The organism is Rhizobium sp. P1_E1 (genome assembly GCF_056406015.1).
Genome location: NZ_JBFUAY010000090.1, coordinates 1 through 23,734 on the forward strand (window position 1 = coordinate 1; position 23,734 = coordinate 23,734).

The 23,734-nt window shown below is 60.7% G+C and carries 20 protein-coding genes and 1 pseudogene; 8 read left to right on the top strand and 13 right to left on the bottom strand.

Annotated features, from left to right (window positions below):
• The 6 genes and pseudogenes from AC1D1Z_RS23995 to AC1D1Z_RS24020 form a co-directional block, all read right to left on the bottom strand.
• A pseudogene (locus AC1D1Z_RS23995) lies at nucleotides 1-230 on the bottom strand (ABC transporter permease); the annotation flags it as partial.
• Nucleotides 231-236: 6 nt separating this feature from the next.
• A complete protein-coding gene (locus AC1D1Z_RS24000; protein ID WP_018245812.1) occupies nucleotides 237-1,823 on the bottom strand; it encodes an ABC transporter substrate-binding protein in 1,587 nt (528 codons plus the stop codon).
• A 146-nt stretch (nucleotides 1,824-1,969) separates the two neighbouring features.
• Entirely contained in the window at nucleotides 1,970-2,923 is a 954-nt protein-coding gene (locus AC1D1Z_RS24005; RefSeq protein ID WP_018245811.1) for a dihydrodipicolinate synthase family protein, read from the bottom strand.
• A gap of 57 nt (nucleotides 2,924-2,980) precedes the next feature.
• Nucleotides 2,981-3,874: an SMP-30/gluconolactonase/LRE family protein gene (locus AC1D1Z_RS24010; RefSeq protein ID WP_018245810.1), complete on the bottom strand. Its 894-nt coding sequence runs from the start codon at nucleotides 3,872-3,874 to the stop codon at nucleotides 2,981-2,983.
• On the bottom strand, nucleotides 3,871-4,701 hold the full coding sequence (locus AC1D1Z_RS24015; RefSeq protein WP_026188708.1) for an NAD-dependent epimerase/dehydratase family protein: 831 nt from the start codon (nucleotides 4,699-4,701) through the stop codon (nucleotides 3,871-3,873). The genes AC1D1Z_RS24010 and AC1D1Z_RS24015 overlap by 4 nt, the downstream gene beginning before the upstream one ends.
• 20 nt (nucleotides 4,702-4,721) lie before the next feature.
• Nucleotides 4,722-5,435: a FadR/GntR family transcriptional regulator gene (locus AC1D1Z_RS24020; protein WP_020493434.1), complete on the bottom strand. Its 714-nt coding sequence runs from the start codon at nucleotides 5,433-5,435 to the stop codon at nucleotides 4,722-4,724.
• Nucleotides 5,436-5,758: 323 nt separating this feature from the next.
• Here AC1D1Z_RS24020 and AC1D1Z_RS24025 point away from each other — a divergent pair, with 323 nt between their 5' ends.
• From AC1D1Z_RS24025 to AC1D1Z_RS24050, 6 genes are all read left to right on the top strand, one after another.
• The gene (locus tag AC1D1Z_RS24025) at nucleotides 5,759-7,696 is read left to right on the top strand and encodes an ABC transporter substrate-binding protein (RefSeq protein ID WP_018245807.1); all 1,938 of its coding nucleotides are present in this window, start codon (nucleotides 5,759-5,761) and stop codon (nucleotides 7,694-7,696) included.
• 123 nt (nucleotides 7,697-7,819) lie between these two features.
• Complete coding sequence (locus AC1D1Z_RS24030) at nucleotides 7,820-8,806, top strand: ABC transporter permease (RefSeq protein ID WP_018245806.1); 987 nt, start codon at nucleotides 7,820-7,822, stop codon at nucleotides 8,804-8,806.
• Between the two features lie 9 nt (nucleotides 8,807-8,815).
• Nucleotides 8,816-9,937: an ABC transporter permease gene (locus AC1D1Z_RS24035; protein WP_018245805.1), complete on the top strand. Its 1,122-nt coding sequence runs from the start codon at nucleotides 8,816-8,818 to the stop codon at nucleotides 9,935-9,937.
• A gap of 7 nt (nucleotides 9,938-9,944) precedes the next feature.
• On the top strand, nucleotides 9,945-11,666 hold the full coding sequence (locus AC1D1Z_RS24040) for an ABC transporter ATP-binding protein (protein WP_477851777.1): 1,722 nt from the start codon (nucleotides 9,945-9,947) through the stop codon (nucleotides 11,664-11,666).
• Nucleotides 11,663-12,874: a mandelate racemase/muconate lactonizing enzyme family protein gene (locus tag AC1D1Z_RS24045; RefSeq protein ID WP_018245803.1), complete on the top strand. Its 1,212-nt coding sequence runs from the start codon at nucleotides 11,663-11,665 to the stop codon at nucleotides 12,872-12,874. The genes AC1D1Z_RS24040 and AC1D1Z_RS24045 overlap by 4 nt, the downstream gene beginning before the upstream one ends.
• Nucleotides 12,875-12,886: 12 nt before the next feature.
• Nucleotides 12,887-14,074: a galactarate dehydratase gene (locus AC1D1Z_RS24050; protein WP_477851778.1), complete on the top strand. Its 1,188-nt coding sequence runs from the start codon at nucleotides 12,887-12,889 to the stop codon at nucleotides 14,072-14,074.
• Nucleotides 14,075-14,140: 66 nt separating this feature from the next.
• On the opposite strand, the gene AC1D1Z_RS24055 is transcribed toward AC1D1Z_RS24050, so the two are convergent.
• From AC1D1Z_RS24055 to AC1D1Z_RS24085, 7 genes are all read right to left on the bottom strand, one after another.
• Nucleotides 14,141-14,713 (bottom strand): NADPH-dependent FMN reductase, encoded by a 573-nt coding sequence (locus AC1D1Z_RS24055; protein ID WP_018245801.1) that lies wholly within the window; start codon nucleotides 14,711-14,713, stop codon nucleotides 14,141-14,143.
• A gap of 37 nt (nucleotides 14,714-14,750) precedes the next feature.
• Entirely contained in the window at nucleotides 14,751-15,416 is a 666-nt protein-coding gene (locus tag AC1D1Z_RS24060; protein ID WP_018245800.1) for a nitroreductase, read from the bottom strand.
• A gap of 450 nt (nucleotides 15,417-15,866) precedes the next feature.
• Nucleotides 15,867-16,223: an ArsR/SmtB family transcription factor gene (locus AC1D1Z_RS24065; RefSeq protein WP_018245798.1), complete on the bottom strand. Its 357-nt coding sequence runs from the start codon at nucleotides 16,221-16,223 to the stop codon at nucleotides 15,867-15,869.
• Between the two features lie 269 nt (nucleotides 16,224-16,492).
• Nucleotides 16,493-17,185 (bottom strand): response regulator transcription factor, encoded by a 693-nt coding sequence (locus AC1D1Z_RS24070; RefSeq protein WP_477851779.1) that lies wholly within the window; start codon nucleotides 17,183-17,185, stop codon nucleotides 16,493-16,495.
• A 1-nt stretch (nucleotide 17,186) separates the two neighbouring features.
• Entirely contained in the window at nucleotides 17,187-17,564 is a 378-nt protein-coding gene (locus tag AC1D1Z_RS24075; protein WP_018516604.1) for a response regulator, read from the bottom strand.
• Between the two features lie 2 nt (nucleotides 17,565-17,566).
• Nucleotides 17,567-18,208, bottom strand: coding sequence for a response regulator transcription factor (locus tag AC1D1Z_RS24080; RefSeq protein WP_477851780.1), 642 nt, complete (start codon nucleotides 18,206-18,208; stop codon nucleotides 17,567-17,569).
• Nucleotides 18,205-21,843, bottom strand: coding sequence for a PAS domain-containing protein (locus AC1D1Z_RS24085; RefSeq protein ID WP_018245794.1), 3,639 nt, complete (start codon nucleotides 21,841-21,843; stop codon nucleotides 18,205-18,207). The genes AC1D1Z_RS24080 and AC1D1Z_RS24085 overlap by 4 nt, the downstream gene beginning before the upstream one ends.
• A 412-nt stretch (nucleotides 21,844-22,255) precedes the next feature.
• Between AC1D1Z_RS24085 and AC1D1Z_RS24090 the strand changes: the two genes are divergently transcribed.
• Both AC1D1Z_RS24090 and AC1D1Z_RS24095 read left to right on the top strand, forming a co-directional pair.
• Nucleotides 22,256-23,008: an SDR family oxidoreductase gene (locus tag AC1D1Z_RS24090; protein WP_026188707.1), complete on the top strand. Its 753-nt coding sequence runs from the start codon at nucleotides 22,256-22,258 to the stop codon at nucleotides 23,006-23,008.
• 309 nt (nucleotides 23,009-23,317) lie between these two features.
• On the top strand, nucleotides 23,318-23,734 hold a 417-nt coding region (locus AC1D1Z_RS24095; RefSeq protein ID WP_477851782.1), incomplete at its 3' end, for an esterase/lipase family protein.

Consider the following 23,734-nt stretch of genomic DNA (forward strand, 5'->3'; position numbering starts at 1 on the left):
TCCTTGCTGACCTCCGCCCCGGTGATGGCAAGCACCGGGTCGGCAGGCAGCAGGCGACCCATCGAAAAGGTCAGGAAGAGCAGGCCGAGCAGCGTCGTCACGACCGCGACGGCGCGCCCTGCCAGGCGCCGCAACAGGCTCATTAGAGGGTGCGGGGCCGCATCGGCGAACCCGCCCTCCGTAGAACGAAGGCTGTTTTCTCGCTTCGATGTCAGATCGGCGCTCGCCACGGCGTTCTACTCCTTGGTCACGTCATGCCAGCGCGTCGACCATGTCGTGTGCCCATGATAGCCCTTGACGTTGGCGCGCATGACATAAGGGTCGGTTCGCTGGAAGAAGATGACGAGCGGCGAGGCCATGCCGCTGTAAATGCCGTCCATCTTCTTGAAGATATCCGTGCGCTTGCCGGTATCGCGCTCCTTCATCGATTGGTCGACGAGTGTGTTGAGCTCGTCCACCTTCATGCCTGTGCGCCAAAGATAATAGCTGCCGAGACGCGCCTCGTCGCTATTGTCGGGATTGTAGGCATATTGCGTGGCTACCGCGAAAGGATCAGGCAGTCGGGCGCCGGAATTGCCAAGCAGCACTTCGTATTTTCGCTCGCGGAAGGCCGGCGTGAATTCGCCTGGCACGAGATCGAGATCGAGGCCGGCGGCGCGGGCGCTCGCCTGCAGCGCTTCGGCGAAGGGCAGTGTCGGCGCACCTGACGGATTGAGCACCTTCTTCAGCCCATTGGGGTAGCCGGCTTCCGCCAGCAGTTGCTTGGCCTTGGCAGGATCGTAATCGTAACGTGAGGCAGCTTCCTCAGGGGCACCGATCATGCCGCGCGGGATCATCGACTGCCAGGGGAAGCCGGTATAGCGCATGATGTTGCCGGAGATCGCCTTCCAGTCAAAGGCATGCTGGAAGGCCTCGCGAACCTTCGGCTTCTGCAGATCCGGGTCCTTCTGGTTGAGCGCGATATAATAAAAACCGAGGCCTGGAACGCTTTCGATCACCATGTCCTTTTTGGTGGACAGGGCGTCGAGGTCGCCGCTTGCTAGGTATTGGCCGACATCGACGTCTCCGGCTTCGAGCTGCAGTCTGAGGTTGCCGGATTCTGGAATGTGCCGGGCGACGACGCGAGCCATGGCCGGCGCCCCGCCCCAATAGTCCTTCCGTGCGTTGAAGATCGCAACGTCGTTCGGCCGCCATTGCGTCAGAGCGAACGGGCCGCTGCCGGCGGAATTGGCAGAAAGCCATGCACCGCCGAAGTCGCCATTTGCCTCATGCGACAGTGCCGTCTTCTTGTCGATGATGCCGATCGATGAGCCGGCAAGCGAATAGAGCACCAGATCGGTGTTCACAGCCTGCGGCAGCTCGATTTCGAGGGTATGCTCGTCCTTTGCCCGAACAAGCTTTTCGACGTTGTCGGGTGTAAAGCCCCAGAGAGCGACGTCGGTGGAGCCGACCTGGCCCATCTTGATGACGCGCTGGATCGACCAGGCCGCATCGTCGGCCGTCACCTTGTTGCCGCTCTGGAAGACCGCATCATCGCGCAATGTCAGCGTGATAATCTTGCCATCCGCCGAGACGCTCCATTGCGTCGCGAGCATCGGCTTYAACGTTTTAAGGTCGTCCGGCGACAGCTGCACGAGGTTGTCGTAAATGTTCGAAATCAGTTCGGAAACCGTGCGGGCGTTGTTCTGCGCCGGATCGAGCGTCCTTATGCCCGTGAGATTGGTGCCGATCACCAGCATATTGGGCGGCGACGCCGCGAAGCTGGGCTGCGCCGTCATCATGGCGCCGGTAATTGCGATCGTTGTCAGTACCTGTCTCAACATCTCAAGACCTCCCAATCCTGTTGTTTGCGGAAATAGAGCAATTCCAGGAAAAGTGCGAAGCGGTTTTCCGTCCGGAATTGCGTAAAAACAAAGGGTTAGAGCGGCTCCGCGTTTCCATGAATAGCGGAGCCGCTCTCGTGTCGAACTCAGCCGGCCGCCTTTGCGGAATCCTGCTGGTGTGGATGGATCTGGTTGTTGCCGGCGGCATCCCAGCGCTGAAGCAGCCGATGGAGTTCCTCGCGGTCATGCCGATCGAGCAGCGGCAATCCCGGCACGCGCACGGGGCCGACATCGAGGCCGGAATAGGTGACGGCCTCCTTGACGACAGTCACGTTCGCACCATTGCGGAATTTGGTCCGCATCCGCTCGAACGGTTCAAGCTGGTTGACGATAGCCCTTGCCGCGCCGAAGTCTCCTCTTTCGAGTGCATCGTGAACGGCAAGCGACAGGTGCGGCGCGACATTGACGAGACCGGATGTGAAGCCGCGCGCGCCCGCAGCCGTAAATGTCGGCGCCCAGCTCTCCGCCAGGCCGCAGACGAACAGTGCGCCGGCCGGATCGGCTGCAGCGATCGCTCTGGACAGCAGCATCAGATCGGTGGTGGCAAATTTGATGCCGGCAATATTGCCGTGATTTGCGAGACGGGTGATATCTTCGACACTGAAACCCTCGGCCCTGACATAGGCGATGAGCGGCAGGGTGGAAGCATCCGCAAGATTGCAGAAATAGTCGATCTGGGACGAAGGTGCTGCGAAAGGATCGACGGGCTGATGCGACATGACGGCGGATGCGCCGATCGTGGCCGCATCTTTCGCCATGCCGATCGCCTCGCGCAGCGATCGGCCGATTGCCGCCGTCACCGGCGCCTTGCCGTTGACGCCTGAAACCGCCGCCTCATGGACGATCCTGATTTCTTGCGGCGTCAGAGCATAGAATTCCCCGGTATTGCCGGCAGCGACAATGTTGTGAATGCCGGCTGCCGCGACCCGCTCATAGACTTTCGCCGTGATCCGAGGTTCGACTTCACCTTTGCCGTCATAGGCGGTGACCGGAACACCCGATACGCCTGTAAGCGCCTTGCGCATGGTTGCGATGCTCATCTTTCTTCCCCGTTATCTTTCCATCTATTCGCTGTCATTTCGAAGGGAGGCTCGCTGTCATCCCGGAGGGTGACCGGTCCCGAAGCGGAAGGGCGGCAGGCCCTTTGCATCCACGTCGAAGGCGATGACCGTCCCCGCCTCGAAACGTCCGGTACGGTCCGTCGACAGGCTCGTGACAAAGAGGGTGCGCAGATCCGGCCCTCCGAAACACGGCATTGTCGGTGCCGCGACCGGCAGAATGTAGATCTCGACGATTTCGCCTTCGGGCGATATTCGGTTGAGGCGACCGGCAGAAACGCCGGCGCTCCAGTAGAACCCATCGCGATCGGTTGTCGCTCCGTCCGGACGACCCTCGTCTTCCGTAAAGCTGCGAAGCCGGCGCCCATCGCCGAGGTCGCCCGTATCAGGATCGAAGTCGAATGCCTGCAGGAAGCATTGCCGGCTGTCGGAGTGATACATCCGCCGGCCGTCCGGCGACCAGGCAAGGCCGTTGGAGCTCGTCAGTCCGGTTGCAACGGTCCGCGTGCGGCCATCGGCGCTAACGCGGTAAAGTGCGGCATCATCGATCTGCGGCTTGGCTTCGCTGATCGAGCCGATCCAGAAGTGCCCGTCGGGGCCGACCTTTCCGTCATTGAGGCGGCAGTTGATGTGTCGCCCGACTGGATCGGACACGAGCTCAAAATCTCCAGAGGCGGGATCGAAGAGATGGACGCCCGTCTGAAGCGCCACGACGATCTTGTGATCGCGGCAAAGCCCGAGGGCGCCGATTGCTGTCGGCATGTCGAAGCGGTCGATCTTTCCTGAACCCGAGAGCCGGACGAGCGCCGGCGCCTGAATATCGACGAACCACAAAGTGCCGGTCTCCTCGTCCCATACCGGCGATTCACCAACCGTCAGCGGCTGCTGGATCACGGAACGGACGTCCGGGCGGATGACTAGCGGGGCCGTCATTCAACTGTCTCCAGGCTCGTGGCCAGACCCTCGGCGTCGCGCATGCGGATGGTGCCGTCGTGATTGATCTCACAGAACCCGCCACCCTGGAACGCAAGCGCGACCGGCCCTTCGGATCCCTCCTCGATGCGGGCGTGATCGCGCGGCCGGTCCTGTGGCTGGTAGCCCAATCGTGCCGCCAGACCGTTGTCCCACCAGATCTCCTCGGCATCAGAAACGCCATAAACCACCGTTGCTGCGATCAACGGGTGCGACAGGCCGATCCTGACCAATTGCGCCAGGTCTCGCGCGCTGATCCAGATCGCAACAGATCGCTCGCTGTTGGGATAGGTGCCCGCATTGCCGATGCGGATGGAAAGAGAGCGAATGCCTGATGTGTCGTAATACAGCCCCGCCACAAGTTCGCCCCAGCATTTGGAAAGTCCATAAGGGCTGTCGGGGCGCATCGGGTCGAGCGGCGACACGAGTTGGCCGCGCGGATAAAAGCCCGTGGCATGGTTGCTCGATGCATAGACGACCCGCTGGACCTTGTTGGTCCGCGCCGCTTCGTAAAGATTGTATGTTCCAAGCACGTTCGCGTGCAGAATGGCGTTCATGTCGATGCCGCTTGCAATGCCGGCGAGATGAACCACACCGTCGACATCCTTCAGCGCAGCCGTCGCCTCGTCGAGCTTTGTAAGATCGGCCTTTAGGAAGCTCTCGTTTTCGCCAAGCTCGTCAGGCTCCTGGAGATCGATCAGGCTGAGGTGCTCGACATGCGACCGAAGGAGCGGGCGCAGCAGAGTTCCTACACGTCCGGCAGCACCCGTCATGGCGACCCGTTTCATCATTTCTCCTCCCATTGTGCTCACACGCCTTGGAACATGCGGGCGCGAGCATTCAGTATGTGTTTTTTCATCGCATCATGCGCTTCGGTTTCCCGGTGCGCGAAGATTGCCTCGACGATCACCGCATGCTCGTCCTGGACGCTGCGGATCTGTTCCGGCGTCCGCTTCAAGCTCAAGCTTCTCGTAACGGAATGCCCGATGGCGAAATGCGGCTTGAACCACTCGCGCAGCGTGATGTGGAACTGGTTACCGGTCGCCATGGCAATTGCGTCATGCAGAGCCTGGTCTTCCTCGGCACCAAGCTCTCCGTTGCGCAGGCATTGTTCGATCGAAAGAAGCGCTGCCGTTATCCGCTCCTTGTCGGCCGGCTGCCAGTTCCGTGCGGCAAGCTCCGCCGCCTCGGCTTCGAGACCGGCGCGGAATTCGAAGAACCGCTGGACATCGGCCAAGGAGCCGACCGGCACCATTTTCAGCATCGACGAATCCGGCCTTTGCCTGACATAGGAACCGGAACCCTTGCGCGAAACGACCAAGCCGTCGGCTCTCAAGCGTTCAAGCGCTTCGCGCACGACGGGTCTCGATGCGCCGAAATCTGCGGCAAGCTTCGTCTCCGGTGGCAGTCGTTCGTTCACCGGAAAGTTGCCGTCGGCGATCATCCCCACGATCTTCTCGTAGATGATGTCGCTGAAGCGCGTTGCGCCCCTGTTCGAAACGGCATCGACCGTAAATGTCATTCTGGTCCTTTTCTCTCGTCTCTCGACGCCATGCGACGGCGTTGACGGTCGCACCCTGGCTGTCGCCGACCATGATGTTCAGGGCGGCGCACAGCATCTGACAGATCGAACGTTTTTGATCCTGCTGGCCGTATTTCAGCGGCACAACATCGTATTTCGATGCTGCATCGCTACAAAATTTGTAATTATCTGTCAACTCTTGTAATCATTTGCGAACGTGTCTATGGTTCAGGTCGTAGCGCCGAGGAGGGCGCGGCGGCGGGTCGGGAGCCCGCCGCATCGGCCGGGGCAAAGGCTGCGCCGGCACAAAAGGGAGGAATTCGATGGCCAATGAAATACTGTCGCGTGGTGTCACCCGCCGCGCCGTACTTGGCGGCATGGCTGGTGTCGCGGCGCTGTCTATCGCCGGTCGCGTCTCTGCCGCAGGTGGCGAAGCGCCAGCACTTGCGCAACTCGCCAAGGATGGAAAGCTGCCGCCGCTCGCCGAGCGCCTGCCGAAAAAGCCGATGGTCGTGACGCCGTTCGAGAAAGTCGGCACCTACGGCGGTTCGCTGCGCCGAGGCCTTCGCGGTTCATCCGACCATAACGGCATCCTGCGCATGGTCGGCAACCAGAGCCTCGTGCGCTGGAACCTCGATTTTACCGCCGTGCAGCCGAACCTTGCCGAACGCTGGGAAGTCAGCGATGACGCAACGCAATTCACGTTCCATCTCATCGAAGGCGTGCGCTGGTCGGACGGTCATCCCTTTACGGCCGATGACGTTGTCTTCGCGATCGAAGATTGCGTCAAGAACACCGAGCTTTACAGCTCGACACCGGCGCAGCTTGCGGTCGCCGGCAAGCCGGTCACCGTCGAGAAGATCGACGATTATACGGTGAAGTTCACCTTTGCGGCCGCCAACGCGCTTTATCTGGAAAACCTCGCCACGCCGCTTGGTCAGCATCCGACGCTGTTCCCGAAGCACTACTGCAGCCAGTTCCTGCCGAAATATAATCCGAATATCGAGGCCGATGCGAAGAAGGCCGGCGTCACCAGTTGGACGGAGCTGTTCCGCAGCCGTTGCGGCGACATCGAGATCCCGTCGCGATGGGGTAATGTCGACAAGCCGACACTCGATCCATGGGTGATCAAGGAGCCCTATGCCGGTGGCGCGACGCGCGTCGTCATGACCCGCAACCCTTATTTCTGGCAGGTCGATACCGAGGGCAACCAGCTTCCCTACATCGATGAAATCAACTTCGGCATCTCGCAGGACGTCGAATCGCTGATGCTGAATGTCATCTCGGGAAAGATCGACATCCAGGAACGCCATATCAGCGTTCTGGCCAACAAGCCGACGCTGTCCAAGAACATGGAGAAAGGCGATTATCGGCTGCTGACGCTCGTGCCTTCGGCCTCGCAACAGTGCCAGATCTACTTCAACATCACCCACAAAGATCCTGCCATGCGCAAGATGTTTGCGGATAAGGCGTTCCGGCAAGCGCTCTCGATCGGCATCAATCGCCCGGAACTCATCGACATCGTCTATTTCGGACAGAGCGAGCCCTACCAGGCTGGGCCGCGTCCGACCCATCCCTGGTATAACGAGAAATACGCACGCCAGTTCACTGAATATGACGCCGACAAGGCAGGCGCGATGCTCGATGAGGCCGGCTACAAGAAAGGCGGCGACGGTTTCCGGCTGAGGCCCGACGGCCAGAAAGTATTCTTCTCGATCGACGTCATTCCGACGCTCTATCCCGACCTCGTCGATGCCCTGGAACTGGTCAAGACGCATTGGGCCCAGATCGGTATCGACATGAAGGTCAACACGATCGAGCGGGCGCTCTATTACACCCGCGGCGACGACAATGCCCATGATGCGGCGGTATGGCCGGGCCCTGGCGGTCTCGATCCGATGCTCGATCCGCGCGATTTCTTCGCTTTCCATCCGCAGGGCTCGCGTTATGCCATTCCGTGGACGCTTTGGTACACCTCCAACGGTGCACGTGGCGAAGAACCGCCGGAAAGCCAGAAGAAGCGCATGAAGCTCTTCGACGAAGCACGTTCGACGGCTGATCTCGACAAACGCGGCGCGATCATGAAGCAGATCTTCGACATCGCGGCTGAGGAGTTCGAGACCGTCGGCCTTTGCCTTGCTGTCGGCGGTTTCGGCATCATCCGCAACAATCTGCGCAATGTTCCCGAGAAGGAGCCGGATAGCTGGTCCTGGCCCAATCCCGGCCCTGCAATGCCGCAGCAATTCACCTTCACGAGCTGATTTTCGTCTTAAGCGCCGTGCCCGACGGTACGGCGCTTTCTTTCAGTTCGCCCTCCGAGATGCCTTGCCGGTCCTGACGGCCGACAAGGCCGGGTGGGCGGCGTTCAATGCAAGAGGCGCCTTATGCTGGTCTTTATCGCCAAACGCTTCCTATGGATGATTCCATCGCTGTTTGCCGTCAGCTTCCTCGCTTTCGTGCTGATCCAGCTGCCGCCAGGCGATTATGTTACGACCTATATTGCGACGCTGGCAGCCTCCAACGAGATCGTCGATCAGAACACGGCGGCGCAGTTGCGCGAGCGCTTCGGCCTCGGCGACCCTATGCTCATCCAATATTTCAAATGGATATGGGGCATTCTTACACGCGGCGATTTCGGCATTTCCTTCGAATGGCAGCAGCCGGTCTCTGACCTGATCTGGGAGCGTATGGCGCTGACGCTCGTTCTGGCTCTGTCGACATTGATCGCTACCTGGGCGATCGCACTGCCGATCGGAGTCTATTCCGCGGTGCGCAAATATTCGATCGGCGACTATTTCTTCACTGCCTTCACCTTTTTCGGCCTGGCCGTTCCGTCCTTCCTGCTGGCGCTGGTACTGATGTATGTCGCGGCGGTCGAATTCGGACAGGATGTCGGCGGGCTCTTTTCGCCGGAATATGAGAACGCGTCCTGGAGCTTCGCCAAGATGGTCGACCTCTTCTCGCATCTCTGGCTTCCCGTCATCATCCTTGCCGTCTCCTCGACGGCGAGCCTCATCCGCGTCATGCGCGCGAACATGCTCGATGAGCTGCCGAAGCCTTACGTCACAACGGCACGGGCAAAAGGTCTCTCTGAGTTCCGGCTGCTGATGAAATATCCTCTGATGATCGCGCTCAATCCGTTCATCTCGACGATTGCCTGGCTGCTGCCCAACCTCATTTCCGGCTCGGTCGTCGTCGCCATCGTCCTCAATCTGCCGACGGCAGCACCTTTGCTGCTGCAGGCGCTGATGGCCCAGGACATGTATCTCGCCGGCGCCTTCGTTCTGCTGATCTGCGCGCTGACGCTGATAGGCTCTTTGATCAGCGACATCCTGCTTGCGTTGGTCGATCCCCGCATCCGGTTGGAATAGGAGCCTTACATGGCCGACATCACCGTTACGAACATTCCGCCGGATCGCGCCGCCGTCGCGTCGCAGTGGCAGCTCATCTGGTGGGCTTTCCGCCGGCATCGGCTGGCCATGGTGGCGCTCGTCGTCACCGTGCTGATGTATATCGTCGCCCTGCTTCCCGGCTTTTTCGCCATCAACGATCCGAACCTGCAAAATGCGCGGGCGACTTTTCACCCGCCGCAGAGATTGCATCTGATCGATACGCAGAACGGGTTCTCCTTCGGCCCGCATTATTATCCGATGAAGCTGACCCGCGATCCTGAGACGCTGGCCGCCATCTTCAAGGAAGACACGACAAAACGTGTCGACGTCGAGTTCTTCGGGCGCGGCTACGAATATTCGGTGTTCGGCCTGTTCAGGACCAACATCCATCTGATCGCCTCACCCGACAAGACGACGCCATTGCTTCTGTTCGGCGCCGACAGGCTTGGGCGCGATGTCTTCAGCCGAACGGTCCAAGGCTCGCAGATCTCGTTGTCGATCGGCCTCGTCGGTGTCTTCTTCTCGCTCATGCTCGGCATCGTGCTCGGCGGTATCTCGGGATATTACGGCGGCCGCATCGATTTCTTCCTGCAGCGGGTGATCGATTTTGTGCTGTCGCTGCCGACGATCCCGATCTGGTTGGCAATGGCCGCGGCGCTGCCACAGGACTGGCCTGCGACGCTGCAATATATGATGATCACGATCATCCTGTCGCTGACGGGTTGGGCACAGCTCGCCCGCGTCGTTCGCGGCCGCTTCCTGTCTTTGCGCACCGAGGAATTCGTCGCCGCCGCGAGGCTCGACGGTGTTCGCGAAAGGCGCATCATCTTTCGCCACATGTTGCCGAGCTTTGCCAGCCATATCATCGCGTCGATCACGCTTGCGGTGCCGGCGATGATCCTTGCCGAAACCTCTCTCTCCTTCCTCGGGCTCGGTCTGCAGCCACCGACCATCTCCTGGGGCGTGCTTCTGCGCGAGGCCCAGAACATTCGCTCGATCGCCACCGCGCCATGGCTCTTCATGCCGGGCTGTGCCGTCGTGGTCGCCGTGATGGCGCTCAACCTTCTCGGCGACGGCCTGCGCGATGCGGCCGATCCCTACAACAAATGAGGCCGGCATGACCGATATCGTTCCCATTGCCGGTAGGCCGCTGCTCCAGGTGAAAAATCTGACGGTCGAGTTTCCTCTGCGCACCGGCGTCTTTCGCGCCGTTAGCGATCTGTCTTTCTCGATCGAGCCGGGCAAGACGCTCTGTGTCGTCGGCGAAAGCGGATCCGGCAAGTCGGTGACGGCGCGATCGATCCTGCAGATCGTCGATGCGCCCGGCCGCATATCCGGCGGATCGATCATACTGAACAATCAGGACGGCGGCTCGATCGATCTGACCAGCCTCAATCCGCGCGGGCGTCAGATCCGAGCGATCCGCGGCCGCGACATCGCCATGATCTTCCAGGAGCCGATGTCGTCGCTGTCGCCGATCCACACGGTCGGCAACCAGATCGTCGAGGCGCTTCGCCTTCACACCAGGATGAGCAAGGCAGAGGCGCGCGCTGAAGCCATATCGCTGCTCAAGCAGGTCGAAATTCCCTCGCCTGATAAAGCGCTGGACCGATATGCCTTTCAATATTCCGGCGGGATGCGTCAGCGCGCTATGATTGCCATGGCGCTCGCCTGCAAACCGCAACTGCTGATCGCCGACGAGCCGACCACGGCCCTCGACGTGACGACCCAGGCCGAAATTCTCGACCTGATCGCAAGGCTGCAGAAGGCCAAGGGCATGGCCGTTCTGTTCATTACGCATGACATGGGCGTCGTGGCGCAGATTGCCGACGATGTGCTCGTCATGCACAACGGCGTCGCCAAGGAATATGCGCCGGTCGAGCAGATTTTTCATGCGCCGCAAGACGACTATACCCGCATGCTGATCGGCTCGGTGCTGAAGCTGGAAGCAAAGGCCGAAATCCGGCAGGCGCGCGCGCCGCTCGATACGACGGCGCCACCGATCCTCGAACTCCGCAATGTATCGATGGATTTCGGTGAGGTGAAAGCGCTGGACGATGTTTCCATTTCGCTTCTGCCGGGCGAAACGCTGGGCATCGTCGGCGAGAGCGGCTCCGGAAAGACGACGATGGGCCGCTCGATCATGCGGCTGATCGATCCGACTGCAGGTGAAATCCTCTATCGCCGCGCCGACGGCGACATCATCGATCTGGCAACGGCAAAAGGTCAGACGCTTGCCGCCGCAAGGCGGGAATTGCGAATGGTGTTTCAGGATCCTTTCGGCTCCCTCAACCCGCGCATGACCGTCTCCCAGATCATCGGCGAGCCGCTGCTCGTCAATGGCGTCGCAAAGGGGCGGGCGCTGGAGGAGCGCGTTTGCCATCTGATGGAACAGGTTGGCCTCGACCCGAGGGCGCGCGAACGCTACCCGCACGCATTCTCCGGCGGCCAGCGCCAGCGCATCGGCATTGCCCGCGCCATCACCCTCAATCCGCGTGTCATCGTTGCCGATGAGRCAACCTCGGCGCTCGACGTCTCCGTGCGCTCGCAGGTGCTCGATCTGTTGATGCGCCTGCAGGACGAACTCGGTCTCGCCTATATCTTCATCAGCCATGACATCGGCGTTATCCGCTACATGTGCGACCGTGTCGGCGTCATGTACAAAGGCCAGCTCGTCGAAATTGGCGATGCGGAGAAGGTCTGCCGCACGCCCGAGCACGCCTATACGCAGGCGCTCATATCAGCGATCCCGCGCCCCGATCCGCGCGATCGCGATCATTCGCGGCGTTTCCGCTACGTCGCGCCGGACATTCTGAAAAATGGAACTTTTCAGCGATGAAAATCACCGGGATCCGTACTTTTCTCATGCATGTCGGTCAGCCCGACCCCGCGAACTGGGCTTCCGACCAACGTTCTGGCGGTGGCGCCTCCAAGCAGTTTGGCGGCACCAGAAACTGGCTTTTTCTGAAGATCGATACCGACGAGGGCATTACCGGCATCGGTGAATGCTCGGGCTGGCCGCGCGTCGTCGAGACGGCGATCCATGATCTCGCGCCACTCCTCGTGGGCGAAGATCCGGCTCATATCGAACGGCTGTGGCAGAAGATGCATATCGCCATGATGGGCCACGGCATGCTCGGGACGGTCGGCGGCGGTGCGATGACCGGCATCGACATGGCGCTTTGGGACGTCAAGGGCAAGGCGCTCGGCGTGCCTGTCTGGATGCTGCTCGGCGGCAAGGTGCGTGACCGGATCCCGATCTATTCGCATGCGAATACGCCCGAGCGAGCGCTTGCCCTCAAAGCGCGCGGCATAAAGGCGATCAAATGCGGCGGTGTCGCCGATCCGGTCCGCAAGGTCGCCGCGTTGCGTGACGCCGTCGGCGACGACATGGACATCGCCATCGATCTGCATGGACCGCCGTGGCTGACGCCTGCGGATGCCTGCCGGCTGGTTCGGGCGCTTGAACCCTATGAATTGATGTGGGTGGAAGATCCGATCGCGCCGGAGAATTTCGACGGCTACCGGCGCATCCGCGACGCAGCGCATGTGCCGCTTGCGGCCGGCGAACGTTCGGCGACTATCTTCGGCGAGCGCGAGCTCATCGAAAAGGAGCTGGTGGACGTGATCCAGCCGGACACGGGCCGGGCCGGCGGCATCACCCAGATGAAGAAGATCGCTGCCATGGCCGAGGCGCATCATATCCAGATGGCGCCGCATTCGGGCTCGCTCGGGCCGGTGGCGGAATATGCGGCTCTGCATCTGCTTGCGGCGATCCCGAACGCCCTCATTCTCGAGCGCCTCGACGATGACTGGGACGGCCGCCGCCAGACGATCGTGCCGCATCCGCAACAGGTTGACGGCTTGATCGCCGTTCCTGATGGCCCGGGACTTGGCTGCGATATCGACGAGGCTTTCGTGGCGCGCTTCCCCAGCAACGGCAATGTCTCGGTGCCGCAAAGTGCCGGCGCCTACAATCCCGGAACCGACAACGAGCATCTCTACGTGCAGACGCGCCTGTCACGCCGCACCTATTTCAATCGCTAGAAGGACAGAAAGATGAAGATCGACCGCATGCGGGTTTTCATGACCCGCGACAAGGACCGTCCCCGCGTGATCGTCGCGCTCGACACCGATGACGGGCTAACGGGCTGGGGCGAATGCTACAATCACGGCCCCGACAAGGCGCTTCCGCCGCTCCTGGATTATCTTTACGAATTTCTGTCCGGCCAGGATCCGACACGCGTCGACTATCTCGTCAATCTGTTGATCCAGCAAAGCCGGTTCCCGCCGGGCGCGCTCGGCCTTGCCGCGATCTCCGCACTCGATCACTGCCTGTGGGACCTCGCCGCCAAGGCGGCAAACGTCCCGGTCTACAAGCTGCTGGGCGGCGAGGTGCGCGACCGCATCAAGGTCTATGCCGGCGTCTATACCGCACCGGATGCACCGGCGGCCCGCGACGAGTTCGATCGTCTGAAGGAAGGGTGGGGTTTCACCGCCTTCAAGCTCAGCCCCTGGCGTATCGACATGCACTCCAATCGCTGGGGCAATGTCGTCAAAGCCTCGGCGGATTATTTCCGCTCGCTGCGCGAAACGGTCAATGACGAATATGAGATCGCCTTCGACGCCCATGCGAAGATTTTCGAGCCGATCGCCGCAAGGCAACTCGGYAATGCCTTGGCGCCCTACGACCCTCTGTTTTTCGAGGAGCCGCTGCGTCCTGAAAATATCGAGGCTTGGGGCGATCTGAAACAGGGGCTCAACTGCGTGCTGGCGACCGGCGAGTCGCTCTATAACAGAAACGAGTTCCTGCGCCTGCTGCAGGTCAAGGGCGCCGACCTCATCCAGCCCGACATCTGCGTCGTCGGCGGCATCAGCGAAATGCGCCGTATTGCCACCCTCGCCGAAGCCTTCTTCGTCGGCGTGGCGCCGCACAACCCGATGGGTCCACTTGCGACGGCGGTCAACGTTCATTTTTCTGCGGCGGCACAGAATTTCCGTATCCTCGAATACCGGCTGCCAAAGGGACAGGCCTACGTCTATGGCGGCCTCGATATCGAGAAGCGGGAGGGGGAAACCCGTTACGTCGTCGATCCCKATCTGCCGAAGGACGGCTATCTGGAGCTGCGTCCCGACCGGCCCGGCTGGGGCGTCGAAATGGACGAGAAGGCGATGGAAGAGGAAGGCTACATCCATTGGCAGCGGCGCGTGCCGAAGCGGCCCGACGGCTCCTACGCCTTCGCCTGAGGGCATTGCCCCCTTTAAAAACAGGAGCTGGCCGCCCGGATGGACGCGGCCAGCTCCCGCAGGGCTCTAGGCATCTTTCGGCAGCACTGAGCGAACCCTTGCGATGAAGACATGGAAGTCCTGCATGAAAGTGCGAAGGAAATCGGCGGTGGTGTCTTTCGTGACCTCGCCGTCATCGGTGATCAGGCCCGGCGTGAACTGGATGTAGGCTTCCGGGGCATTCATCTGGGGAGAGTTGCAGAAACTGAGCACGCTGCGCAAATTCTGCTGGGCGACTGCTGTGCCTATCGCGCCCGGCGACGTGCCGATCACCGCTGACGGCTTACGTGTGAACGAGTTGGTGCCGTAGGGGCGGCTCGCCCAGTCGATTGCGTTTTTCAGCCCGCCGGGTATGGATCGATTGTATTCGGGCGTAACGAACAGCACGGCGTCGACGGCTGCGATTGCCGCCTTGAATGTCTTGCCAGCCGGAGGGTAGTCGGCGTCATAGTCGTAGCTGTAGAGCGGCAGGTCCTTGAAGGATATCTCCGACATTTCAAGTTCCGGCGGCGCGAACCGCACCAACGCCTTGGCGAGCTTGCGGTTGATCGAGCCCTTGGCCAGGCTGCCGATGAGATAACCTACTTTATGCGTGGTCATGGCGTTCTCCAATATCTCGCATGATGATGGCAAGTCACTATTCGCCGAGGAACGTGACCGTCTCGCCGAGCGGGGCGCGGCCTGTACGGGCATAACTGACCGTGGGGTCCTCGTACCCGATCGACATGCCGCAGAAGAGGATGAGCCCGTCGGGGGGTGACAGGACCTCCGCGACCGTCTCGCGAACCTGCGACCACGCCATCTGCGGGCAACTGTGAAGACCTTCGGCGCGGAGCAGCAGCATGACCGTCTGCAGATACATGCCGACGTCGGCCCATTGGGGCAGGCCCAGGTCACGATCGATGTAGCAGAACAGGGCGGCGGGCGCGCCGAAACAGTTCCAGTTGGCGATTGCTGCCCGCTGGCGCGCCTCCCAATCCTCGCGCGCAATACCGAGCGCGCTGTAGCGCTCCTTGCCGAAGGCGGACCGGCGCTCCCCATAGGGGGACTTCAGTGCGGGCGGGTACATCTCGTACTGCCGCTTGTCCCAGGCGTCGCCATGGGCCACGCGCTCGACGGCGGACGTCTTGAGCTCAGCCAGCGGCGCGCCAGTCATCACGTAGGTGTTCCACGGCTGGATGTTCGATCCTGACGGCGACCAAGCTGCGGCGGACAGCACACGCTCAAGCACCTCCCTCTCCACAGGCTTGTCTTTGAACCCGCGCACCGATCGTCGACTTTTGACTGCCTCATATACGTCCATGATCGCCTCCGTCCGCCCGGACGGCCGGGCCAGCGTTGTGGCCCAACATCGCGCCTGGCAGCGCTCGCATCCCATCGCTGACCGCCGTTACGTCAATCTCGCCGATATCAAGCGCATAGCGCGACGGAACCAGCTCGCCGGGTTCCAGTCTGCCGGGGTATGAGGTGTTGTCCATACTCATGGTCGTTTCGTCCTGACTGTTCCGTTCCTGATGTGGTTCATTATCTCCATTCGCAATGGAGGCGTAATCACACGGTGGTCTAGGAGGGGTACATCAAACGTACATCAGGGATCGATGTGTTCGAGGGGCATGTCGGCGAGGCATCGCGGGACTTGGTGCTTACACTCAAGCCGCAGTCATCTCCTCGAAACCGCGTTCTTCGCCATTGCGCTGCTCTTCGCTGCCGCGGCGCCAACCATCAGCTGTGTAGGATCGACGTTTCGTATTTTTTATTGGGTGCCCAGGGCTCGGACACATTCTACTTCGGTGCGACGGTACGATCCGAAGATGTCAGCGAGCGTATCGAGCATTGCCCTGGCCGCGCCGGATTGAAGTGAATAGTAGATCGTCTGAGCAGCTCTTCGCGTCTGCACGAGTTCCTGTTCTCGAAGAATTGCCAAATGCTGGGACGTCGAAGATTGGCTCAAGCCCACCTCGTCGGCCAGGAGGCTCACGGACATTTCCCCCTCGGCCAGCAGATGCAGAATGTGAAGCCGTTTGGCATTCCCCATAGCCGACAAGAAGTTTGCTTCGTTTTCGAAGGCGTTGGTTTCAGGGGAGGGCGCGGTTGACGATTGATTGTTCACGGCGAGATCTCCTTTAGGGAACCAAAGCTGGGCACCAGGTCATATCCCCGAGCTTTAATTTAGGATTACCGCATGAGAGCGAGACCGAAACCCATTGCCGGCGCCGCATCGCTTTTTTTGGCGCAAATCGGATACGACTCGCCTCAAATGGACAGCGGCCGCAGATGATGTTCGAGGCCGGTATCTTCCACCATTGGAAGACACGCGGCTAAAAGCATAAATCAATGACTTGAAGCGCGCGTCGATGATCCGGATTGACGCGACGCGTTTTAGCGCGCGCCAGCCTGGCGCATCTGCATGGGCAGTGTTTCCCACGCTCGGATCAATTCGCCGATGGAGGCGGCCTCCATCTTGTGCATGACATTGCTGCGATGCAGCTTGACCGTCACTTCGCTGATGCCGAGATCGAAGGCGATCTGCTTGTTGAGGCGTCCGCGCGCCACTTCATGCAGAACCTCGCGCTCGCGCTGCGTCAGCGTCTCCAAGCGCTTGATATTGCGCTCGGCGACCGCGGCTTCCGCCCTTCGTTCGGCATCCATCGCAATGGCCGCTGTGATGGCGTCGAGCAGCGTCTGGTCCCGCACCGGTTTGGTGAGAAAATCCACGGCGCCGGCCTTCATCGCCTGGACGGTCATCGGAATATCGCCATGCCCGGTCAGGAAGATGATCGGTTTGGATATGCCGTTTTCAGCCAGATGGCGCTGCAGGTGGAGGCCGCTTGCTCCCGGCATGCGCACATCGAGGATCAGGCAGCCGGGGCAATCCAGGATATCGGCGTCAAGCAGTTCGCGGGTCGAGGCAAAACTGGTCGACTGGAAGCCARCCGACAGGATCAGCTCCGACAGCGCCTCGCGAACGGAGGCGTCGTCATCGACGATAATGACGAGCGGCTGGTTCTCTTCACAACTGCACTGTAACGATAACGGCGCCGATTTCCGCAGCAACGGCTGGTCAACTCTCATGTTACCCTCCATCTGTCGATTTATGCAAAGCGTTGGCGATGGCCGCCAGCAGCGCCTGGGCATCGAAAGGCTTGCGGAAAAATCCGCCCACGCCTTGAGCGCGGCCCTGATCTGCTATCTCGTGGCGGCCCGTGATCAGGAATACCGGCAGCTCCGGGCGTGATTTCCTCACCAGGTCGCGAAGTTCGAAGCCGTCGATGCCAGGCATTCCGATATCGGTGATGAGCAGGTCGAGGTCCGATAGCCCGTTGACGAGCAGCGAGCCCGCCGACGAGAAGCTGCGAGCCACATAACCCGCGGATTCCAGAAGGTCGCCCATCGATTCAAGCAGCCTTGGATCGTCATCGACAATTGCCACCACATGTCTTGTCTTGTTCATGTTCAATTCCCTCCCACTCGGCGCGAGTGGGTTATCGGTATTTCCAATCTCTCCGCGATCCGCACGAGATCGGCGAGCGATGCCGCCGCCATTTTCTGCATCACATTTCTTCTGTGGATCTGCAGCGTCACTTCGCTGATCCCCAATTCGGCTGCTGCTTGCTTGTTGAGAAGGCCGCTGACCACGAGAGGCAGCACCTCGCGCTCTCGCGGCGTCAGGTCGAGATAGTGTTGCCTCAGCATGTCGAGTTCGGCGCGTTGCGATCTCTTCTCCCGATCCTCAGCGATCGCCGCGTGAATTGCCGCCATCAGGTCCGCGTCGCTGAAGGGTTTGGTCAGGAAATCCACCGCGCCATGCTTGATCGCACGCACGGAGGAGGGGATGTCGCYGTGTCCTGTGATGAACACGATCGGCGGATGGTCCCTGTCGGCGATCTGTTTCTGCAGATCGAGGCCGTTGATGTCAGGCAGCTCGATATCGAGGATGAGGCAGGCGGGGACATCCGGCTTGTCCGCTCTGACGTAATCGCAGGCTGATTCGAAGGCGATGGCGCGCATGCCATGCGATTCCAGCAGCTCGCCGAGCGCTTCCCGAATGCGTCCATCGTCATCAACGATGAAGACAATATGGTCATCGGCTGTCATGGCGCCGCCTTCGTTTCTATGGGCAAGGTGAAGATCAACGTCGCTCCGCGCGGATTGTTCTTCTCGGCCCACAATCGTCCGCCATGCAGCTCGACAATCGAGCGGCAGATTGCCAGTCCCATGCCCATGCCATTTTCTTTCGTCGTGAAGAACGGCTCGAACATCCTCTCGGGAAACTCGATGCCCGGGCCGTGGTCGCTGATTTCGGTCCGGACGGCATTCCCCATATGCTGCACACGGATCTCGATCACCCTGTCGTCTGCAACGGCGTCCATCGCCTCGATGCCGTTGCGGATGAGATTGATCAGCACCTGCTGGATCTGGACGCGGTCGATTGCGACCAGCGGAAGGTTGCCGTCGATGCCCATGTCGATCCGAACGCGGCGGCGCGCTGCTTCGTCGGCCATGAGGTTGCGCGCTTCGTCGACGACGCCGGAGAGCGTCGTGTGGATCCTGCGGTCTGCGGATTGCTTGAACAAGGCGCGGATACGGCTGACGACATCTGCCGCTGAGTTAGCATCCCGGATGATGCGCTCCACCGTCCTCTGCGCCCGCTCCATATTCGGCGGTTCGGCCATGAGCCAGCGCTGACAGGCATGTGAGTTGGCCACGACGGCCGCGAGCGGCTGGTTCACCTCGTGCGCGATCGAGGCCGAAAGCTCGGCGAGGCTCGCCACCTGGCTCGCCCGTGCAAGGCCCTCTCGCGCCTGACGCAAATCTTCCTCCGCCCGAACCTCACCGTCGATATCAAGGCAGATGACATTCCACTGGACGATGATGCCGTCGGCATCGCGCATCGGCGCCGCACGCGTCTCAACCCAGCGATATTCACCATCGTGGCGCCGCAGACGATGCCTGCGCGCATAGGGCTCGCCGGTGGACAATGAATGGGCATAGTTCTCTTTGACCCCCGCCACGTCGTCGGGATGAACACCGGCATCGAGTGTGCCGTCCAGCCGGGTTTTCCCCGTTCCGTCCAGCTCTTCGAGATTATATCCGAGGAAGTCGCGGAGCTGAGGGTTTCGGTATACCGGTTCTCCATCAGGCGCCGCGCAATCGATCATTGCCGGCAGCGTTTCGACGATCTGCCAGAGCGAGCGTTCTCTCTCTCGCAGCGCGTCCTCGACTCGCAGCTGATCGTCGATGTCATGCGTCAGACCGTACCACTGGACGATCCGGCCGCTCTCGTCCCGCAGAGGCTCCGCGCTGCCTTTCATCCAGCGGTAGATGCCGTCGGCGCGCCGCAGGCGATATTGCTTGGAGAAGCGCTCGCCGGTGACGAAGGAATGGTCGAGCGCCTCGGCGAGGCTCTCCGCATCGTCAGGGTGGACGGCGGCTTCCATGATGGCGGAAAGACGGTTCATGCCGGGCTTGTCTGCATCGGCAACGTCCAGTCCCAGAAAATTGATCAGCCGTTTGTTGAAGAAAGTCGGCTCGCCCTGCGAGTCCAACCGCCAGAGAAGGCTCGGAACGATGTCGACGAGCTGTGACAGCTCGCGTTCCCGCTCTCGTAGGGCCTGTTGCGCGCGCACCTCGTCGTCGATGTCGAGTGCAGCAGCGTACCATTGTAGAATAATTCCGTTTTCATCCCGCAATGGTTCTGCGCGACCCTCCATCCAGCGATATTCGCCGTCCGCACGGCGCCGACGATACCTTATGGTGTAGGGTTCGCCGGTGGCGAGGGCATGGCTGAGCACCTCTCTCATGCGGGGTGCATCCTCGGGATGGACTGTCGCCCCGATGATGGCCGCCGAGCGGCTGACGTCCGGCTTGTCCCAAGCCGCGACGTCATCCACCCCGATGGATTCGAGGGTACGCTTGCTGAAGAAGGTCGGCTCGCCGCTGGGCGCCATGCGGGCAATATGAACGGGGACCATATCGACGAGCAATGACAGCTCCCGCTCACGTTCGCGTAACGCCTCCAGCGCACGCACCTCATCGTCGATGTCGAGAGAAACGCCATACCATTCCACGACCGTTCCGTTTTCGTCGCGCCGCGGCTCCACCCGGCACTCTGCCCAGCGGTAGACATCATCCTTTTCGCGCCAGCGAAATCGCATCGCGCAGCCGCCGCCGGTTTCGAAGCAGTTCCTGAGCGTACGCTGAACGTCGGGAGCGTCTTCGGGATGAACCAGCTGCTGCAGCAGATCGTCGATGCGCGGCTCACCGAGAGCGTCGAAATCGGCGATAACGGAGCGGAAATGATCCTGATACCGCTTGTTGAAATAGAACGAGCCGCCGGTGGGCTCCACACTCCAGATGCGGACCGGTACGGCGTCTATGATCTGCTGAAGCTGTTGCTGGCTCCGCCGCACAGCCTCTTCGGCATGAACCTGATCGTCGATATCGTGACAAAGACCGTACCACTGAACGATGCGCCCCGACTGATCCCGCATCGGTTCGGCACGGCTCGACATCCAGCGATAGAGGCCGTCGGCGCGGCGCAGTCGATACCGCATGGCGAAGCTTTCGCCGGTAACGAGGCAATGGCGAAGGGCATCTCCGAACCCCGCCGCGTCCTCGGGATGAACGGTGGCCTCCAGGACAGCCTCCAGCCGGCTCATGCCGGGCTTGTCGAAATCCGCCACATCGAGACCGAGAAAATCGATCATCCGTTTGTTAAAGAAGGTCGGCTCACCGTCAGGGGTCAGACGCCAGACGTGGCTCGGAACCATATCCACGAGCTGCGAGAGTTCCCGCTCGCGGTCGCGCAGCGTATCCAGGCTTTGGCGCAATGTGAGCACTGCCAGCTGGTGCTGCCGGGATATGGCGGCCACGATGAGCGCCGAAAATGCCGAGATGGCCAGAAAAAGCTGCAGCATGACCTGCTTGTGCTTCTGGGATTCGGGATCGCCGGCAAATTGGCTGGTGCCTGTTATCGTGAACAGCGCCGTGATCAGGGCGAGGAGAGCCAAGGATACGGCAGCGCCTTTGAACTCGAAGCGAACCGCGGCCCAAAGAAGAGGCGGCATGATGATGTATGCGAAGGGGAGGTAGCCGCTCAGAGAAAGAGCGGCAACGCCGAGAAAGATCAGTGCCAGGACGCAAGCTTCCACCCATTGCGCGGCCGAGAGCCGGGTCTTGCCACGCCAGCTGTGAAACACGACCAGTGCCAGCGGCGCTACGATCAGGACGCCGGTGGCGTCCCCGATCCACCATAGAGGCCAAGCCGCTGCGAAGGATTGCGATTGTATGCCAAACCACGCCAGGGTCGCACTTCCCACGGTCGCGCTGACGATGGGCGCGATCCCAGCCCCCAGTACGACGAATGCGAGAACCTCCTGCAAGGTCTCCAACCGAACCGGCCGCGTCAAGGTCCGGTTGACGAGCCATGCCCCGGCAACCGCTTCAAGGGCGTTGCCGATGTAGATCAGGAAAGCCGCAGGCAGTGGACTGTGGAACCACAGAAAATTGCTGAACAATTCAGCCAGGCAGCCTCCCAGCACCCACCAAGGCCAGCTGTAGCCGGATGCGACGACAAGTGTCGCGATGAAAAGCCCCGCCGCTGGCCAGATGGAAATACCTGTTCCAGGGACGATCGCGAGCGACTGCGCGAATCCGCAGGCCAGCACATAGGCCGCAATAAAAAGCCCCAGGTGCAGGAGTTGGGGGCGGTGCGACCAGACGCTGATCATCAGCTGTTCCTGCAGGACAGACAAAGTCAGGGGATCGTCAGCGTTTCGTACTGTCGTTGTTCTCAATTTCGGGTCTGGCGGGCTCATATTCGAACCGTAACCCCGCCACATTGCAACCGCAACTCATGGAAACCCATGCATTGCGCGGGGATGTAGCCGCCGCGCCGGGTCGGAATTTTCCGCGCGAACGAAGACCGGCATGTCGTTCCGTCTTGCCGATTGGTCTTCCTAACCTTCGGGATGGCTCCGCTATATCCCAAGTCTAAGCCGCTAGACCTCTTACATAGTGGAAGGGGTCTGGCTTTCCGGTCATTGTGTCGCCGTTCGCGCCGCGCAACTCGGCGGCTATAATGCATGTCGCCCGAAAGGGTGCCGCGGTTTGGGAAGACGGCATGCGATGGAGGATGCTGATATGAAAATCACGGTGGTTGGAGCAAGCGGCCTTATCGGAACGCGGCTCAGCGAGAACTTGCGCCGCTCAGGTCACGAGGTAATGGCCGCATCATTGTCGCTGGGTGTCGATACGGTTTCGGGCAAGGGTCTCGAAGCGGCCGTGGCGGGAACCGAAGTCATTGTCGATGTGACCAATGCCGCATCATTCGGCGACCGTGCTGCACTGGATTTTTTCAAGGCTTCGACGAAGAATTTGCTCGCGGCCGCGACCGAGGCTGGCGTCAGGCACTATCTTGCACTCTCTGTTGTCGGCACGCCTCGTCTCGTGGAAGGCGATTATTTTCGCGCGAAAATGGTGCAGGAAAATCTCATCAGGGCTTCAGGCCGACCCTACACTATTCTCCGCTCCACACAGTTTTACGAGTTCATCAGCGGATTGATCGATACCGGTGCTGATGGCGATGTGTTTCGATTGCCCCCGGCGTTCATGAGGCCGGTCGCAGCGAGCGACGTCGCCGCATTGCTGGCGGAATTGGCAGTCGGAGCGCCCTTGGACGATATCGCCGAAATCAGYGGCCCGGAACAATTCGGTATCGACGAAATCGCCCGGATCTATCTCACCGCGAATGAGGATGAGCGGCAGGTGGTGACGGATCCATCCGCATCGTATTTCGGGGTTGAATTGACTGAAGACGCGCTGCTTCCTGAGGCAGGTGCACGGGTGGCGACCGAAAAGCTATCCGACTGGCTCTACCAATCGATGGGGGAGTAGGCTGTGCGGTTTCTCTCCCGGCCGGCAGGGGATTAACTGATCTGCCACTGAACTTTCGCCTGGCTGCAATTAGAGCCCTGGCGCCTTTGAATACGACAAGTGGCCAGGCCCGGCGGAATCGCAAGAGTTTTGTCGAGTTCGAGCCGGATGTGGCAATAGGCCGGCATAGTTGTCGGGCCTGGTCTGAGCAATGAGCGCGACCTCAAAGGCTCATCGCAATCTTCAAATCGAGGTGARCGGGATTCCAAGACTTGCTTTCTAAAATATTGTGCATTAAATAATCGTACGCGATACAAAAGGAGTTAAGCTATGTTGAAGATGTTTGTCGCCGCCGCCGCAATCACTGCGGGAAGCTTTTTGAATGCCTACGCCGCCGAGAAGCCGACGGTCGTGCTGGTGCATGGCGCATTCGCCGACGCCTCCAGCTGGAATGGCGTAATTACACGTTTGGAAAAGGATGGATATCCGGTGGTGGCGGTTGCTAATCCGCTTCGAAGCGTGACGTCGGATGGCGATTACGTGCGCAAAGTGGTGGCGGGACTGAAGACGGACGTTGTTCTCGTCGGTCACTCCTACGGTGGCTCAGTCATCAATGAGGCAGCAGCAGACAGCGCCAACGTCAAATCGCTCGTCTTCGTCGCGGCCTTCGCGCCTGATGTCGGAGAAACCGCCGTTGCGCTTTCAGGTAAGTTTCCGGGAAGCACGCTCGCACCGACCCTTGACGAG

Bases quoted from the DNA above. Each gene is read 5' to 3' on its own strand.
- AC1D1Z_RS24055 (WP_018245801.1), bottom strand. From the start codon at position 14,713: ATGACCACGCATAAAGTAGGTTATCTCATCGGCAGCCTGGCCAAGGGC.
- AC1D1Z_RS24020 (WP_020493434.1), bottom strand. From the start codon at position 5,435: ATGACATTTACGGTCGATGCCGTTTCGAACAGGGGCGCAACGCGCTTC.
- AC1D1Z_RS24010 (WP_018245810.1), bottom strand. From the start codon at position 3,874: ATGACGGCCCCGCTAGTCATCCGCCCGGACGTCCGTTCCGTGATCCAG.
- AC1D1Z_RS24035 (WP_018245805.1), top strand. From the start codon at position 8,816: ATGGCCGACATCACCGTTACGAACATTCCGCCGGATCGCGCCGCCGTC.
- AC1D1Z_RS24005 (WP_018245811.1), bottom strand. From the start codon at position 2,923: ATGAGCATCGCAACCATGCGCAAGGCGCTTACAGGCGTATCGGGTGTT.
- AC1D1Z_RS24030 (WP_018245806.1), top strand. From the start codon at position 7,820: ATGCTGGTCTTTATCGCCAAACGCTTCCTATGGATGATTCCATCGCTG.
- AC1D1Z_RS24060 (WP_018245800.1), bottom strand. From the start codon at position 15,416: ATGGACGTATATGAGGCAGTCAAAAGTCGACGATCGGTGCGCGGGTTC.
- AC1D1Z_RS24085 (WP_018245794.1), bottom strand. From the start codon at position 21,843: ATGATCAGCGTCTGGTCGCACCGCCCCCAACTCCTGCACCTGGGGCTT.
- AC1D1Z_RS24045 (WP_018245803.1), top strand. From the start codon at position 11,663: ATGAAAATCACCGGGATCCGTACTTTTCTCATGCATGTCGGTCAGCCC.
- AC1D1Z_RS24025 (WP_018245807.1), top strand. From the start codon at position 5,759: ATGGCCAATGAAATACTGTCGCGTGGTGTCACCCGCCGCGCCGTACTT.
- AC1D1Z_RS24015 (WP_026188708.1), bottom strand. From the start codon at position 4,701: ATGAAACGGGTCGCCATGACGGGTGCTGCCGGACGTGTAGGAACTCTG.
- AC1D1Z_RS24075 (WP_018516604.1), bottom strand. From the start codon at position 17,564: ATGAACAAGACAAGACATGTGGTGGCAATTGTCGATGACGATCCAAGG.